This window comes from Specibacter sp. NPDC057265 (assembly GCF_042668835.1).
Lineage (GTDB): Bacteria > Actinomycetota > Actinomycetes > Actinomycetales > Micrococcaceae > Specibacter.
This window is the reverse complement of the sequence record NZ_JBHUYE010000008.1, coordinates 129016-144352: the sequence shown is the minus strand read 5'-3', so window position 1 is coordinate 144352 and position 15337 is coordinate 129016. Positions and strand designations below refer to the sequence as shown.

13 protein-coding genes are annotated in these 15337 nt (G+C 65.0%); 8 read left to right on the top strand and 5 right to left on the bottom strand.

Going from position 1 to position 15337, the window contains the following annotated elements:
- Nucleotides 1-68 precede the first annotated feature (68 nt).
- Nucleotides 69-3254 carry a S8 family serine peptidase gene (locus tag ACFUCV_RS08380; protein ID WP_380814486.1) on the bottom strand — a complete coding sequence of 1062 codons (3186 nt, stop codon included), beginning with the start codon at nt 3252-3254 and terminating at the stop codon, nt 69-71.
- Nucleotides 3255-3489: 235 nt separating this feature from the next.
- Nucleotides 3490-4761 (bottom strand): D-inositol-3-phosphate glycosyltransferase, encoded by a 1272-nt coding sequence (mshA, locus tag ACFUCV_RS08375; protein ID WP_380814484.1) that lies wholly within the window; start codon nt 4759-4761, stop codon nt 3490-3492.
- Nucleotides 4762-4924: 163 nt separating this feature from the next.
- Here mshA and alr point away from each other — a divergent pair, with 163 nt between their 5' ends.
- The 5 genes from alr (at nt 4925) to tsaD (ending at nt 9111) form a co-directional block, all read left to right on the top strand.
- Nucleotides 4925-6121: an alanine racemase gene (gene alr / locus ACFUCV_RS08370; protein WP_380814481.1), complete on the top strand. Its 1197-nt coding sequence runs from the start codon at nt 4925-4927 to the stop codon at nt 6119-6121.
- Complete coding sequence (tsaE, locus tag ACFUCV_RS08365) at nt 6118-6711, top strand: tRNA (adenosine(37)-N6)-threonylcarbamoyltransferase complex ATPase subunit type 1 TsaE (protein ID WP_380814478.1); 594 nt, start codon at nt 6118-6120, stop codon at nt 6709-6711. Before alr ends, tsaE begins: the two co-directional genes overlap by 4 nt.
- Nucleotides 6708-7442 carry a tRNA (adenosine(37)-N6)-threonylcarbamoyltransferase complex dimerization subunit type 1 TsaB gene (tsaB, locus tag ACFUCV_RS08360; RefSeq protein WP_380814475.1) on the top strand — a complete coding sequence of 245 codons (735 nt, stop codon included), beginning with the start codon at nt 6708-6710 and terminating at the stop codon, nt 7440-7442. The genes tsaE and tsaB overlap by 4 nt, the downstream gene beginning before the upstream one ends.
- Before the next feature lie 95 nt (nt 7443-7537).
- Nucleotides 7538-8029 carry a ribosomal protein S18-alanine N-acetyltransferase gene (gene rimI, locus ACFUCV_RS08355; protein WP_380814504.1) on the top strand — a complete coding sequence of 164 codons (492 nt, stop codon included), beginning with the start codon at nt 7538-7540 and terminating at the stop codon, nt 8027-8029.
- Nucleotides 8026-9111, top strand: coding sequence for a tRNA (adenosine(37)-N6)-threonylcarbamoyltransferase complex transferase subunit TsaD (tsaD, locus tag ACFUCV_RS08350; RefSeq protein ID WP_380814473.1), 1086 nt, complete (start codon nt 8026-8028; stop codon nt 9109-9111). The genes rimI and tsaD overlap by 4 nt, the downstream gene beginning before the upstream one ends.
- A gap of 17 nt (nt 9112-9128) precedes the next feature.
- Here tsaD and ACFUCV_RS08345 read toward each other — a convergent pair whose 3' ends face one another.
- Nucleotides 9129-9707 (bottom strand): TetR/AcrR family transcriptional regulator, encoded by a 579-nt coding sequence (locus ACFUCV_RS08345; RefSeq protein WP_380814470.1) that lies wholly within the window; start codon nt 9705-9707, stop codon nt 9129-9131.
- Nucleotides 9708-9858: 151 nt separating this feature from the next.
- Between ACFUCV_RS08345 and ACFUCV_RS08340 the strand changes: the two genes are divergently transcribed.
- Nucleotides 9859-10893, top strand: a complete 1035-nt coding sequence (locus ACFUCV_RS08340) for an NADP-dependent oxidoreductase (protein WP_380814468.1) — start codon at nt 9859-9861, stop codon at nt 10891-10893.
- Here ACFUCV_RS08340 and ACFUCV_RS08335 read toward each other — a convergent pair.
- The gene (locus ACFUCV_RS08335) at nt 10890-12032 is read right to left on the bottom strand and encodes a glutamate--cysteine ligase (RefSeq protein WP_380814466.1); all 1143 of its coding nucleotides are present in this window, start codon (nt 12030-12032) and stop codon (nt 10890-10892) included. The genes ACFUCV_RS08340 and ACFUCV_RS08335 overlap by 4 nt on opposite strands.
- A 99-nt stretch (nt 12033-12131) precedes the next feature.
- Here ACFUCV_RS08335 and ACFUCV_RS08330 point away from each other — a divergent pair, with 99 nt between their 5' ends.
- The gene (locus ACFUCV_RS08330) at nt 12132-12947 is read left to right on the top strand and encodes a shikimate 5-dehydrogenase (RefSeq protein ID WP_380814464.1); all 816 of its coding nucleotides are present in this window, start codon (nt 12132-12134) and stop codon (nt 12945-12947) included.
- A 7-nt stretch (nt 12948-12954) separates the two neighbouring features.
- Here ACFUCV_RS08330 and ACFUCV_RS08325 read toward each other — a convergent pair whose 3' ends face one another.
- The gene (locus tag ACFUCV_RS08325) at nt 12955-14163 is read right to left on the bottom strand and encodes an SAM-dependent methyltransferase (RefSeq protein WP_380814462.1); all 1209 of its coding nucleotides are present in this window, start codon (nt 14161-14163) and stop codon (nt 12955-12957) included.
- Nucleotides 14164-14305: 142 nt separating this feature from the next.
- On the opposite strand from ACFUCV_RS08325, the gene ACFUCV_RS08320 reads away from it, so the two are divergent.
- Nucleotides 14306-15283 carry a siderophore ABC transporter substrate-binding protein gene (locus tag ACFUCV_RS08320; protein WP_380814501.1) on the top strand — a complete coding sequence of 326 codons (978 nt, stop codon included), beginning with the start codon at nt 14306-14308 and terminating at the stop codon, nt 15281-15283.
- The last annotated feature ends 54 nt before the right edge of the window (nt 15284-15337 follow it).

Here is a 15337-nt window from a genome sequence, read left to right as displayed (position 1 = left end):
CGGCGCCGGCCCGGCAACAATCTGCCGGGCCGGCGCCGTGCCTTTCCCTGGGAGGGTGGGAAGGCACGTCAGCGCAGTTGCCCTGTTGGGGGCCCGGCGTCGGGGAAGATCGTCAGGGCCTTTTTGTCCTTGACCGGCTTGTCCTTGTTGGGCCCGTCCTGGCCCGGCGCCACCACATCCCCGTTCGGGGCAATGATGAGGGACACAAAGGTCTCGGTGCCTGCCTTGCCGAAGGAGATGCGGCCCAGATAGGCGCCGGGCTCCAATCCCAGCCAACTGAGGGTGACCGTGCCGGATTTGCCGTTGGCCAGCTTCAGTGGGTTCGGTGTGACGGTGGCGTTGCCAACATTGGCGCCCAGGACCGCGGCGTCAACAGTGGCCTTGGCCGGGCCGTCGCCACCGCCCGGGTAGAGGTTGGCCAGCACCGTGTACGTACCCGGCGCAGGGTTTTTCACGGTGAGCGTCTCGCTGGCCGAGGCAGTGCGGACATCACTGAAACCACCGTCGGGATTGAAAACTATCATGTCAAAATCAACGTTGGGGTCAGCGGAAAGCACCTGAAACTTTGCCAAGGTGGTGCCTTCGGGGACGACGACCTCCTTGATGAAGTTGGATTCATCGCTTCCCACCACCAGCGGTCCGGGAACCAGTTCAATGGCTGTGGAATCGGCCTTGGACAAACCATCCAGGGTCAAATTCACCGGAGCGTTGGTCCCCGAGACCACGGGGATGGTGCCGGTGCCGGTGGCCTGAGTTGAGGTCAAGGCCACCTCCGGATCCACCAGCACCGGCAGCGGCCGCACGGCCACGGGTGAGGTGACGGTGCTGCCGGCGCCCTGCCAGGTCAGCGAGCCCATGGCGAACTTGCCCAGGGCCGCCGTCGAGTTTTCAAAAGTCACCTTGAAGGTGCGTTTTTCACCCGCTGCCGGGAAGTTCAGCACTGACGGGGTGACCTTGACATTGACGCCGGGCACGGCGGCCGTGGCCCGGTACAGGCCCGCCTTCAGTGCCGTCACGGTGCGGGTGACGGTAACCTTCCCGGCCAGGGACGCCACCGCCATCGAGGCCAGGTTCATGTCCCGGGGCGCGGTGCTGCCCAGGTCGCCCATGCCCAGGTCAATGCCTGTGCCTTGAATGAACTGCAGATACTCGGTGTCACCGGCGTCATAGACCAGGCCCGGGGTCAGGGCCTTGACGACGGCGGTCTGCCCGGCACCGGTGGCAAAGACGTCGGTGTTCCTGCTGCCGTCGGCATTGACCACGGAATTGGTGGTGGTCATCATGGCCGATTTCACGGCAGCGGGGGACCATGTGGGGTTCTTGGCCCGCAGCAGGGCCGCGAAGCCGGCAACATGCGGGGATGCCATGGACGTGCCCGACATCATGCCAAACTGTTCACCATTGGCGGCAAGCGGGGCAACACCTGCCAGCACTGCCACGCCGGGGGCGGCGAGGTCGGGCTTGAGCAGATCGGATCCGGCGGCGCCCAGCGGTCCGCGGGAGGAGAAACCGGCAATTTGTGGTTGCGGTGCCGCGGGCAGCCCGGTGGTGTCTGAATCGACCAGGGCGACCAGGATGGCGGGGTCCGCCGTGACCTTGTCCTTGATTTGCTGGGAGGCCGGCGGGTTCACGTGGACCGTGGGCACAGCATGCAGATCCACGTCTTCAGAGGAAGCTGTGACGTTGGTGAGGATCATGCCCACCCCGCCGGCGCGCTTGACCTCGGCGCTCTTGGCGGTCCTGTCAATGACGCCGCGGTCACACACCACCACCCTGCCGGTGGCCTTGGCAGGGTCCAGGGTGTTGGGTCCGCAAAGTTCCGCGTCCACGGCCCCGGCCGCGGCTGCCGCCGCGGCAAGAACCACCGGGCGCGGCGGCAGGCTGGCGGTCATCATGCTGGCGCCGCGGAACTTGCTGCCATCGGAGAACTCCGCCGTGCCCTGCAGCTCGGAGGAGAAGGAGGTGGCGGCCACCGTGGTCACCCAGGGCGCACCGTGATTGACGGTGCCGGACGCGGGTCCGGAGTTGCCGGCCGAGGCGGCAACGAAAATGCCTGCCGAAGTCGCAGAGAGGAAGGCCAGCGACACTGGATCCGTGGTGGAGGAGGTGCTGCCGGAAATTGAATAGTTCAGCACATCCACGCCGTCCAGGATGGCCTGGTTGATGGCGGCCACGGCGGAGGAGGAGTAGCAGCCTCCCGTGCCCGGGTCGTTGTCCTCCCAACAGATCTTGTAAACGGCGAGCTTGGCCGCGGGCGCCACACCGCCGGTGATGCCCAGGTTGCGCCCACCAATGCTGGCTTCCACATTGGCGTTGCCGGCAGCCGTGCTGGCGGTGTGTGTACCGTGGCTGGAAACATCCACCGGGGAGAGCACTTCCAGGGGCGAGCGGTCCTCCTCAGCCACATAGCGGGTGAAGTCATCGGCAAAATAGTGTGCGCTGAGCACTTTGGAATTGCACGCAGTGCCGTCAAAGTCCGCGCCGCTGCCAACCCCGGCCGGGCATTCCCCGGCAAAAGTTTCACCGTTGGCCTTGAGCATGGCAATTTTGCCGTCCCCGGTGCGGTACGGGACGCCAACTTGGGGATCACCTGTCAGCGGTGCCACTTGAGAACCGGCAAAGAACGGGCTCGACGGCGTGTAGCCGCTGTCAATGACACCCACCACCACGCCCTCTCCGGCCTTCTCCACGCCACCAAAGGAGCTGTTCCAGCTGCCTTGGGGGCCGCTGAGGCCCAGGAAGTCGGTGCTTGAGTAATCAGGGGTGTTTTCAGTGTCGGCGGCCACGGCAAGAACCTTCGGATCCTTGGCCAGGGCCAGCGCCTGCCCGGCGGACAAATCCGCGGAGAAGCCGTTGAGGGCTGCGGTAAAGGTCCGTTTGACTTTCACATTCCCAGCCTGGGCCACCTTCCTCTGCTCGGTCTCCAAATGTGCCTGATACTTTTGGACCTCCGGGCGTGCGGCATCGAGCTTCTGGCCGGGCTGCGGTTTGGTGGGGGCAAGCCCCGGCGTTCCGCCGTCGTACATGGCAATGGGCTGCTCGGCCATGACCACAATGTAGCGGCCGGCCTGGTACAGCAGGGGGTCAAGGGCGGAGGGTGCGGGCTGGGCCGGCACCGTCCCGGTCAGAGGTGCGGGCTGGGCAGCCGCCGGCAGGACGGCTGTGGAAACCAGCAGCAGCGGCACGCCGGCGCCAAAGGCGGCGGCCTTGAGCCAGCTGCGGCCGCGGAAAAGGGTTTTCCCCGTTCGTTTCATGGTGCGTTGAACCTTTCAGCAGGATCCCTCCGGGCGTCTTTGCCCGCAGGACATGCATGTGGCGTCCGCGGGGGCCTGCAGCAAGGGGTGCATGGCAGCAGCCGTCGTCACCAGCCTGATGCTACCCACCGGGGCACAATTTGTGAGCTGTTTCACAATCCCGGGCGGGAAAACTAGTCAAAAAGACAGCCCGGGGCACGGGGGCTGGGCCAAAAGGACGGCGCCGCTTTGCCGTTTAGCAGCCCGGCGGCGTGAGGTGCTGGTACTTCAGGGCGTAGTCGTAGCTGGCCATGGTGTCTGCGGCGGTCCGCTCCCAGCCAAAGGACTGCGCATACACCGACGCTGCCCGGCCCATGTCCGCCCGGGTCTGTGGGAAGTCATGCAGGGAGGCAATGGCCTGCGCCCACGCTCCGGCCGAGCGGCCCTTTACCAACAGGCCCGTCCGGCCATCGCTGACAGCACACGGCAGGCCGCCCACGTTGGTGGCCAGCACGGCCGTGCCGCAGGCCTGCGCCTCCAAGGCCACCAGGCCAAAGGATTCGCTGGCGGAAGGCACCGCCACCACATCCGCGCTGCGGTACCAGTGGGCCAGCTGTTCCGGGCCGACGGGCGGGTGGACAGTGGCGCTGCCGGTCAGGCCGGCATCGGCGATCATGGCGGGGAGGTCATACTTGTCACTGCCGCTGCGGGCCCCCAGAAACGTCAGCTGCAGATCAATGTCGGGGCGTTCGCGCCGCAGCAGGGCAGCGGCCTTGATGAGCACATGCGGGCCCTTGAGCCGCTGCAGGCGGCCGGCGAACACCACATGGAAGCGCTGCGGCGCCACGCCCAGCTCCTTCCGCGACCTGTCCCGGAAGGCGGGTTTGAAAACGTTCAAATCCACCCCGGGCGAGACCACGTCAATGCGCTGTTCGCAGCCGTCGTAGTGCCGTTCCAACTCGGCCGCCTCGGCGGTGGTGTTGGCGATGAGCCGTGTGGCACCGGCAACAATATGCTGCTCCCCGTCTTCGCGGATGCCCGGCTCCGCGCTCTGCCCGGGCTGCAGATGGTGGTTCTTCACCCGTGCCATGGTGTGCATGGTGTGCACCAGCGGCAGGTCCAGCATTTTGGCCACCAGCAGCCCTGCCATCCCGGAAACCCAGTAATGGGAGTGCAGCACATTGACCTCCTGCGCCCCGGCCGGGGCCGGGGCCGTGGTGAGGGATGAAATGTGGGCGGCAACGGCGTCGGCCATTTCATGGATCAGTTCCGGCAGCGACTCCTTGGAGACCTCGCCGTAGGGCCCGGCCGCAATGTGGTGGACTGCAACGTGCGGGGCCACTGCCACCGTGGCGGGCTGCCCGGCGCTGGTGCGGCGGGTGTAGATGTCCACCAGGACGCCCGCGGCGGCCAGCTTCAACGCCAGCGCACGCACGTAGACGTTCATGCCGCCGGCATCCCCACCGCCGGGCTGTTCCAAGGGGGAGGTGTGCAGGGAGAGCATGGCAACCCGCCGGACCTGATGCATGGCTTCCCTTTCCTGATGACTTGACGCAGCTGCCGAAGGCCGATGCGCACGCTTGAATCAATCTTGCCACTGACGCGGCAACTGGCCTACCCGCGCATGCCGCCGGGGCCCAGGACGCACCGGCTTTTAGGGGACGGCGCGGAAAGTGCCCTAAAATGGCTGGGTGAGCCACTTAGTTGCGCCAGTTCCCGAAGCCGCCTCCGGTCCGGAACGCCAAGCCATCATTGACCTGTCCGCCATAGCCAACAACATCCGGCATCTGCGCAACCTTGCCGCGCCTGCCCAGGTCATGGCCGTGGTCAAGGCCGACGCCTACGGCCACGGCATGCTCCAAGTGGCCCGCACCGCCGTGGAGGCAGGTGCCAGCTGGCTCGGCACCGCGCATGTCAGCGAGGCGTTGGAACTGCGCGCGGCAGGCGTGGAGGCACCCATTTTGGCATGGCTGCACACCCCCGGCACCGACTTTCACGCCGCCGTGGCCCAGGGCGTCGATTTGGGCTGCTCCGGCTGGGAACTGGATGAAATTGCCGCCGCAGCCCGGGAACTGCAACACCCGGCAGGCGTGCACCTAAAGATTGACACCGGCCTGGGCCGCAATGGCTGCTCCCGGGAGGACTGGCCGGCCTTTGTGGCGGCCGCCGTGGCCTACCAAAACCAGGGCCTGCTGCGGATAGTGGGCGTCTTCAGCCACCTCGCCGTGGCCGATGAGCCGCAGCGGCCCGAAACCGATGAACAGCTGGCACGTTTCCGGGACGCCGTGGCGCTCGCCGAGGAACTCGGTGCCGCCATTGAACTGCGGCACATTGCCAATACCCCCGCCACCCTGTCCCGGCCCGACACCCACTTTGACATGGTGCGGGTGGGGTTGGGCGTGTACGGGCTGTCCCCTTTCGCCGACCGCACCTCGGCCCAGCTGGGACTGGTCCCGGCCATGACGCTGCAGACCAGAATAGCGCTGTGCAAGGATGTGCCGCCCGGGCAGGGGGTCTCCTACGGGCTGAACTACACCAGCACCAACAACACCACCCTGGCGCTGGTGCCGCTGGGTTATGCCGACGGCATTCCCCGCATCGCCAGCGGCGGTCCAGTGCGCGTCAATGGCACCACCTATCCCGTGGTGGGCCGGATAGCCATGGACCAGATGGTGATTGACTTGGGTCCCCAGGCCCGCACGGCCTTCACCGGGGCCGGGGTGGCCGCCGGCACGGCACTCGGGGCCACCGCCAAACTGTTTGGCAACGGGCTCGACGGCGGGCCCGTCGTGGAAGAGTGGGCTGCGGCCGCGGGAACCATCAATTATGAAATTGTCACCCGCATCAGCTCCCGGGTGCCGCGCAGCTACGATTGGGGACTGCAGTGAGGACGTGGGAATTCGCCACCGGCACAGCTGCGCAGACGCAGGAGCTGGCGGGCCAATTGGCGCAGCTGCTGCGGGCAGGTGATTTGATCATTCTCAGCGGCGGGCTGGGGGCCGGCAAAACCACCTTCACCCAAGGCCTTGGCCGTGGTCTGGGGGTCCGGGAAGGCATCATTTCACCCACCTTTGTCCTGGTGCGCATCCATCCCAATCTCCCCGATGGACCAAATCCGGGCGGCCCGGACCTGGTCCATGTGGATGCCTACCGGCTGTCCAGCAGCGGTGAAATTGATGACATTGACCTGGAAAACACCTTGGACAGCTCCGTCACGGTAGTGGAATGGGGGGTGGACCGCGTGGAACACCTGGCCGAAAGCCGGCTGGACATTGAGTTGCTGCGCGCCAGCGGCAGTGCCTCCGCCGGTCCCGGCCACGATCCGGTGGACGGGACGGGCGGGGATTCAAGCTTTGATGTCGAAGGCGACGACGACGAACCGCGCACCCTGCGACTGAGTGCCTGCGGCCCCCGCTGGCACGGAGTCGATTTTGCGGTGTTGGGGCAGACAGCAAGCCAGGAGAAGGGCACAACGTGAGGCTTTTGACCATTGACACCTCAGCCGTTGCCAGCGCAGCGCTGTTGGACCTTGACCTGCTGGATCCGGTGCGTCCCAGCACGGTGGTGGCGAACTTTGCGGTCGCCGACACCCGCAGCCACGCAGAGGTGCTGGCACCGGGCATCAGCTCACTGTTCACTGACGCCGTCAGCGAAGGCCCCCAGCTGGCGGGCGTGGTGGTGGGAACGGGACCTGGACCGTTCACTGGCCTGCGCTCCGGAATTGCCATGGCCCGTGCACTGAGCTTTGCCTGGAACGTGCCGCTGTACGCCATGATGAGCCTTGACGCCCTGGCCCAGCAGGTCTTTGACACCGCCGCGAAGCACAACGGCCGCGCCGTGGGGCCGCTGGCAACGGGCGACTTCATCATTGCCACCGACGCGCGCCGCAAGGAAGTGTACTGGGCCAGGTACAGCGCCAATGCACAATTGCTTGACGGCCCCCATGTGGGTCCTGCCCATGAGCTCCGGGACCTTCCCGTGTTTGGCGCCGGTGCCGGGCTGTACCGTGAAGTGCTGGCGGCCAACGGCTGCCAGGTGCATGAAGCCTTCGCCACCGCACAACCCACGGCGGTGGAACTGGGGCGCGCGGCAGCACGCAAAATCAGGGCTGCGGGCTCCCTGGAGCAGGCGGGGCTGCTTGACTCCACCCCGCTGTACCTGCGCGAATCGGACGCCAAAGTGCCCGGACCCAGGAAGCGGGCACTGTAACCATGGCTGACACCACAGGCAGCCCTGACACCACAGGCAGCCCTGACACCACAGGCAGCACAGACACCACAGGCAGCACGGGCGCCGCCGGGGCGATGACGTTGCGGGACATGACACCCGCCGATTTGGATTTGGTGGCCGTGCTGGACCGCGAGCTCTTCGGCGTCGACAGCTGGCCCCGGCAAATGTTCGAGGACGAGCTGGCCCAGCCACAAAGCCGCCGCTACATTGTGGCGGAAATTCCCGGCAGCGGCGGCGTGGCCCAGACGGTGGGCTATGCCGGGCTCATGTGCCTGCCGCCCCTTGGCGACATTCAAACCCTCGGTGTCCTGCCCGCCTATGAGGGCCGCGGCTACGCCCGGGCCATGCTGGGCGAACTCATTGCCGAAGCCGCCCGGCGCGGCGCCGAAGACGTGATGCTGGAAGTCAGTTCCATCAACCCGCGGGCCCAGGAACTGTACCGCCGCTTCGGTTTTGAACACATCCACACCCGGCCCCGCTACTACCGCGACGGCTCCGACGGCTTCATCATGCGTCTGCGTCTGGATCCGTCGCCCACACACCCCATTTTGGAGGACCCGTCATGAGCCAACCGCTGGTGTTAGGCATTGAGTCATCCTGTGATGAGACGGGCGTGGGGCTGGTGCGTGGCACCACCTTGCTCACCAACACCGTCTCCTCCTCCATGGCCGAGCATGTGCGCTTTGGCGGGGTCATCCCGGAAATTGCCTCCCGGGCCCATCTGGACGCCTTTGTCCCCACGCTCCAGCAGGCGCTCGCCGAGGCCGGGGTGGCGCTCAATGACATCGACGCGATTGCCGTCACCAGCGGGCCGGGCCTCGCCGGAGCGTTGATGGTGGGCGTGAGTGCGGCGAAGGCGCTGGCCCTGGCCACCGGGAAGCCCTTGTATGCCATCAACCATCTGGTGGCCCATGTGGGTGTGGGGCTGCTGGATGAATCCATCGCGGCCCGGTACAGCGACGGGGCCCTGCCCCAGAACCTCGGGGCGCTGCTGGTGTCAGGGGGGCACACGGAGATCCTGCGGGTGCACAACATTGCCGCGGATGTGCAGTTGCTGGGAGCCACCATTGACGACGCCGCGGGCGAAGCCTTTGACAAGGTGGCGCGCGTGCTGGGCCTGAGCTATCCGGGCGGGCCGGCGATCGACAAACTCGCTTGCACCGGCAACGCCAAGGCCTTCCGTTTTCCCCGCGGGCTGACCATGCCCAAGTACATGGGCACGGCGGAAAAACCCGGTCCGCACCGCTACGACTTCTCATTCTCGGGACTGAAGACTGCCGTGGCGCGCTGCGTTGAGGGTTTCGAGGCCCGCGGTGAAGAGGTCCCCGCCGCTGACATTGCCGCCTCCTTTCAGGAAGCGGTGTTGGATGTCATCACTGCCAAGACCGTGCTGGCGTGCCGGGAGCAGGGGATCACCACGCTGCTGCTGGGCGGGGGAGTGGCTGCCAATTCCCGGCTCCGCGAGCTGGCGCGGCAGCGCTGCGAGGCGGCCGGCATCACCTTGCTGGTGCCCAAAATGTCACTGTGCACCGACAACGGCGCCATGGCGGCGGCCCTCGGGGCCCAGCTGGTCATTCATAAGGTGGCCCCGAGTGCCTTGGATTTTGCCCCGGATTCCTCCCTGCCGGTGACAAGCATCAGCCTGTAGCCGGCAGCCGCCGGTTTCTAGCGCTCCAGCAGGATCAGCGCCGCGTCCAAGGTGGCCAGCGACTGTGGATTGTCCACGCGGGCAAGCGTCATGGCCGCGATGACCAGGGAGCTCAGGATCAAGGCCAGCTGCTGTGCGCCGGCAACATCGAGTTCGCTGCGGTGTGCGGTGATTCCGCGCAGCAGCGCCTCGCCCAGTTCCTGCCGGTACGTGGCAATGACGGCGCCGACGGCGGCTTCGTTGGAAATGGGCGCCCCCGCCACATTCAACAGCAGGCAGCCATTCTCCGCTGACAATGTTCCGCGCCGCGCCAGCGCCGCCCGCAGGCCCGTGAAATACTCCACAATGGCTTCCGGGGCAACGGCCGGCGCATTCAGCGGCAGGAGCCTGGGCCGGATGACCTCGCCCAGATAGCTGCTCAGTGCCGCATCGAACAAACCACGCTTGCTGCCAAAGGCATGGTAAATGCTGGAGCGGCTCAGCCCGGTGGCACGTTCCAAATCGGGCAGCGAGGCATCCTCGTAGCCGTGCTCCCAAAACACCGTCCGCGCAGCACGGATGACGTCCTGGGTCTCAAAGGACTGCACACGTCCCATGGTCCCCCCATTTTGTGGATCGATTGATTCAATATATAGTGAACTGGTCAGTCCATAATAAACCATGGGTGCTGGAAATCAGGACCCGGCGCCCTTGACTAGCCGTTGAAACTGTCCACGCACCCCCTGCCCCCGAGAGAAAGCACAAACCATGACCCACTCTGTCAGCACCCAAATCCAGCTCTCTTCACGTCCGGTGGGATGGCCCACAGCCAATGACTTCAGCACTGTCCAGGTGGAGCTGGCGCCCCTGGCGCCCGGGCAGATCCGCGTGGCCAACGAGTTCATGTCCGTGGACCCGTACATGCGCGGACGCATGAGCGACGCCAAAAGCTACGCCGCGCCCTATGGCCTGGGTGAGACCATGACCGGGGGCGCCATTGGCAGGGTGGTGGAATCCGCCAGCGCGGACATTCCCGCCGGCTCCGTGGTGCTGCATCAATTTGGCTGGCGTGACGTGGTCCAGGAAGACGCGGCAGCCTTCAAAATCGTTCCGGAACTGCCCGGGGTGCCGCTGTCGCTGTACCTGGGCATCCTCGGCATGACCGGGCTTACCGGCTACGTGGGCCTGAGCAGGATCGCAGGCCTGCAGGCGGGGGACACCGTCTTCATTTCCGGCGCGGCCGGGGCCGTGGGCACCGCTGCCGGACAGATTGCCCGGCTGCTGGGCGCCAAGCGTGTGATTGGCTCGGCGGGCAGCGATGAGAAGGTTGCGCTCCTGACCGGGAAGTACGGCTACGACGCGGCATTCAACTACAAGACCGGTTCCGTGCGGGAAATGCTGGCGGCTGCCGCACCCGAAGGCATCGACGTCTTCTTTGACAATGTGGGCGGAGACCACCTGGAAGCGGCCCTGGACGTGCTCAACCCCGGCGGCCGGGCCGCGCTGTGCGGGGCCATCGCCGGGTACAACACCACCGGGCGCAAGCTGGGGCCTGACAACATGGCCAACATCATCACCCGCAGCCTGAAGCTGCAGGGATTCACCCTGGGTGGACACCTGGACCTGGCCCCGGAGTTCAACCAGCTCATGACGGGCTGGTTCACCGAGGGCAGGATCGCCTATGACGAAACGGTCGTTGACGGCATTGACCACGCCGTGGACGCCCTGCTGGACATGATGCGCGGAGCCAACACCGGCAAGATGGTGGTCCGCACGGCCCCGGCCGGCGGCAACAACGCCTAGTTGGCGGCCATCTCGGCGACCAATTCACGGACCACGGCCCGCAGCTCACCATGGTGGGCTGCGGCCACGCGGCGCTGGCGCTGGTAGCCGGCACCATTGTCAATGATGTCCGCCACGCTCGCCAGCTCCGTGGCGCAGCCCAGCTTCGCGGCCACGGGCTCAAGCTTGTTCAACAGTTCCATCAGATCCTCGGTGACCAGGCGCTCCTTGCCGGCGGCGTTTTGAATGATGATGGCATCCAGGCCATACCGGGCGGCACGCCACTTGTTTTCCTGAATGTGCCAGGGGGGCATGGTGGGGATGGTGCCGCCGGCGTCGAGCGTGTTGGAAAAGTCCTCCACCAGGCACTGCGTCAAGGCCGCAACAGCGCCAATTTCCTTCAGGGACGACATGCCGTCGCAAATGCGCATTTCAATGGTGCCAAGGTTGGCCACCGGGCGGATGTCCCAGCGTATTTCATTGGTGGCATCAATGACGCCGGTGGTGAACATGTCCTGCACATAGGACTCGTACGCGGCCCAGTCGGGGAACTGGAACGGCAGGCCCGCAGTGGGAAGCTGTTGGAACATCAGGGCCCGTTGTGAGGCGTAGCCGGTGTCCTCCCCATTCCAGTAGGGGGAGGAGGCCGAAAGGGTTTGAAAATGCGGGAAGTAATTGACCAGGCCATCCAATACCGGCATCGCCTTGGAGACATGATCCAAACCCACATGGACATGCACCCCATAAATGAGCATTTGGCTGCCCCACCACTGGGTCCTGTCCACCAGCTTGGCATAGCGGGCCTTGTCGGTGACGGCCTGGGTGCGGGAATTGCTGAACGGATGCGTTCCGGCGCAGAGCAGATCAAGGCCCAGCGGCTTGGAGGCCGCACGCACAATGTTCAAGCTGCGCCGCAAATCCTCGGTGCCCTCGGACACGGTGTGATTGACGCCGGTGACCAATTCCACAGTGTTCTGCAGCATTTCACCCTTGATGTGGGGGTGTTCGCCGTCGGCCATGGCCTCGGGGTCCGCGGCGGAAATGTTCTTGAAGACATCGTCGGCCCGGGCGGCAAGTTCACCGCTTTCGGTGTCAACAAGCGCAATTTCCCATTCCAATCCCAGCGTTGACCGCTCGGATTTCGCGAAATCAATCTGCACTGCAACGCCCCTTTGGCAATGGTGTAAAGCTTGGCGCAACACGGCAAGGCGCCGGCTGCTTCTTGATTGTAGTTCAGGAACACCGGGCACAATGAAAGCATGCCGATCCTGAATAAAGACATGACAGTGTGTATTTCCCTGGCTGCGCGCCCCAGCAATATTGGCACCCGCTTCCACAATTACCTTTACGATGCCCTGGGCCTGAACTTCATGTACAAGGCCTTCGCCCCGACGGACCTGACCCAGGCGGTGGCGGGAATCCGTGGGCTGGGCATCCGCGGCGCGGCCGTGTCCATGCCGTACAAGGAGGACGTCATTGACTTGGTGGACGTCATGGACGCCTCCGCCTTGGCCATCGACTCCGTGAACACCATCGTCAATGACCACGGTGTGCTCACTGCCTACAACACCGACTACCTCGCCATTGCCCGCCTGTTGGCCGGGAACGCCATTGATCCGGACTCCACTGTCCTGTTGCGCGGCTCCGGCGGCATGGCAAAAGCCGTTGCGGCCGCACTTCACGACGCCGGATTCACGCAGGTGCGCATTGTGGCCCGCAATGGAAAGCGGGGCCGGGCGCTGGCCGCGCTGTATGGGTTCGACTGGCTGCCCGAGGTGGCCGGGGCCACCGCCGGCATGCTGATCAATGCCACCCCGCTGGGGATGGCCGGCAAGGACGAAATGGTGCAGTCCTTCAGTGATGGGGCCATTGCCCACGCCCAATTCATCTTTGACGTGGTGGCACTGCCGGCGCAAACTCCACTGGTCAAGGCCGCGCAGGCGGCCGGCAAGCACCTCATTACAGGCGCCGAGGTCATTGCCCTCCAGGCGGAAGAGCAGTTCGTGCTCTACACCGGGGTCCGCCCCAACGCCGAACTGGTGCGTGCGGCTTCGGAATTTTCCCGCCGCCAATAGCCGGCGGCTAGTGGGGTTCCACCACAATGGCCACCCGCTCATCCCCCAGGCGGGTCAACACCAAGGTGGCCTTGTTGGGACCCTTGCCGGAACCCGTGAGCAATTGGCGGCGCAGCTCCTCCGGAGTGATGGAAATGCCACGTTTCTTAATTTCCAGCACGCCAATGCGGTTGGCCTTGACCCAGGCCTTGAGCGCCTTGACGTTGAGGGCTTTGACCTCAAGGACCTTGTAGGCGCGCGCAAAGGGGGTGTCCACGTGGGCGTCGGAGCTGAGGTAGGCAATGTGCGGATCGATCAAGTGTGCACCCATGCTGCGGGCCAGGTCCGCCACCAGTCCGGCACGAATGACGGCGCCGTCAGGTTCATAGAGGTAGGCGGCAACGGCTCCCACTTCGGCGTCCTGCTTGCCCGGTTCGTAAGGGACGGCGCTGCTCAGCTCATGGGCGCCCCTGCTGCCCATGACCAATGCCGCGCGGCAAACGCCCGGGCGGGCCAGGGCGTTGAAGTACAGCCCGGCCTCCACCACGTCCCCGTCCAGGGACACCCACTGGGCCTCGGCGGTGGCCGGGAGGGCTTCATGCGGAATGCCCGGGCCCATTTTGACGCCCACTGCCTTGCCGGAATCCGCCAATTCCTCCACAAAGGACAGGGGCGGGGAGAAAGCTTCGGGATCGAAGAGGCGGGTGGTCCCGCTGGTGCTGGTGGTGCGCCGGGCCGGGTCCAGCCAAACGCCCTCAACATGGGATAAATCAATCTCCTCCGCGCGCCCGCACACCACGCGGGCATGGGGGAAGGGCATGAGGTTCACGGTGGCGCAGGCGGCGGTGACCTCATCCATTTCCACGGCCGTGACGTCAATGTCCAGGCTGGCCATGGCCAGTGAATCCGCGCCAATGCCGCAGCCCAGGTCCGCCACGGAGGTGATGGCCGCCGTCGTGAACCTCTGGGCATGCAGCGCGGCAATGCTGAGCCGGGTGGCCTGTTCCAGGCCCGGGGCAGTAAACAGCATTTGCTGGGCAAACTCACCAAATTTGCTCTGCGCCTTGGCGCGCAGCCGCGCCTGGGTCAGTGCCGCCGCCACCAGCTCGGGAGAGTGTCCGGCCTTGCGCAGGGACTCATTGAGTTTGAGTGAATCCGCCTCGCGGTAGGGCCCCAAGGAAGCCAAAAGCTCCCAGCCGGCAGGAGTAAGCAGCGCAGAGATTGCATCGGTGACCATGTGTCAAGACTATCGCCGCAGTCCATGGTGAGCAGCGTCACAGGCATTACGCTACACATAACTTGCGCAATTATTTCTCCGTGGACTAGTTTCATTGGAGGCACTTATAAGGATTGCCTAAGCTAATAACTTGGAGAAAACGATGTTGAAGACGCGCCTGATGACGTTCGCCGCCACCACCGCTGTACTTGCCTTGACTGCCTGCGGTGCTTCCACGGACGCCACGACGGAGGTCGCCGATGCCTCAACGTCGGTCACCATTGAGGACAACAACGGTTCGCACACCATTTCCACTCCGGCCAAGTCCGTGGTTGCCACCGACAACAGGACCTTTGAAACCCTGGCCGCATGGGACATCAAGCTGGCAGCGGGGGCCGTGGCCCTGATGCCTGCCACCAGCCCGTACAAGACCGACACTTCCATCATTGACCTGGGCACCCACAACGAGCCGGACCTTGAAGCCATCGTTGCCGTGGATCCTGACGTCATTGTCAACGGACAGCGTTTCACACAGTTCCAGGACGACTTCACCAAGCTGGCCCCCAACGCCACAGTGCTTTCCCTGGACCCGCGCGAAGGCGAGCCCTTTGACGCCGAGCTCAAACGCCAGACCACCGTCTTGGGCGAGGTTTTTGGCAAGCAGGCCGAAGCCAAGGCCATCAATGACGACTTTGATGCTGCCGTGGCCCGGGTCAAGGCCGCCTACAACAAGGAAGACACCGTCATGGGCTTGATCGCCTCGGGCGGCAAGATCAACTACGCAGCCCCCGTTACGGGACGCACCTTGGGCCCGCTCTTTGATTTCCTGGAACTGACCCCGGCGCTGGAGGTCGAGAAGTCCAGCACGGACCACAAGGGCGATGACATTTCCGTGGAAGCCATTGCCGAGTCCAATCCTGACTGGATGCTGGTGATGGACCGCGACGCGGCCATCTCCGCCAAAAACGCCGATTACAAGCCGGCCAATGAGGTTCTGCAAAGCTCCGCCGCCCTGAAAAACGTCACGGCGAGCAAGGATGGCAACATTGTGTTCATGCCGGCAGACACCTACACCAATGAAGGCATCCAGACCTACACCGAATTCCTGAACAGCTTCGCCGACGCCCTCGAGGCAAAGTAGGCTCCACGCACTTTTGCCCAGTGGCAGATCCTTCCTCTGTGGACGGGTCTGCCA

Coding starts and splice junctions, on each gene's coding strand:
- ACFUCV_RS08380 (WP_380814486.1), bottom strand. CDS start 3,254: ATGAAACGAACGGGGAAAACCCTTTTCCGCGGCCGCAGCTGGCTCAAG.
- mshA (WP_380814484.1), bottom strand. CDS start 4,761: ATGCATCAGGTCCGGCGGGTTGCCATGCTCTCCCTGCACACCTCCCCC.
- rimI (WP_380814504.1), top strand. CDS start 7,538: ATGACGTTGCGGGACATGACACCCGCCGATTTGGATTTGGTGGCCGTG.
- tsaD (WP_380814473.1), top strand. CDS start 8,026: ATGAGCCAACCGCTGGTGTTAGGCATTGAGTCATCCTGTGATGAGACG.
- ACFUCV_RS08345 (WP_380814470.1), bottom strand. CDS start 9,707: ATGGGACGTGTGCAGTCCTTTGAGACCCAGGACGTCATCCGTGCTGCG.
- ACFUCV_RS08340 (WP_380814468.1), top strand. CDS start 9,859: ATGACCCACTCTGTCAGCACCCAAATCCAGCTCTCTTCACGTCCGGTG.
- ACFUCV_RS08330 (WP_380814464.1), top strand. CDS start 12,132: ATGCCGATCCTGAATAAAGACATGACAGTGTGTATTTCCCTGGCTGCG.
- ACFUCV_RS08325 (WP_380814462.1), bottom strand. CDS start 14,163: ATGGTCACCGATGCAATCTCTGCGCTGCTTACTCCTGCCGGCTGGGAG.
- ACFUCV_RS08320 (WP_380814501.1), top strand. CDS start 14,306: ATGTTGAAGACGCGCCTGATGACGTTCGCCGCCACCACCGCTGTACTT.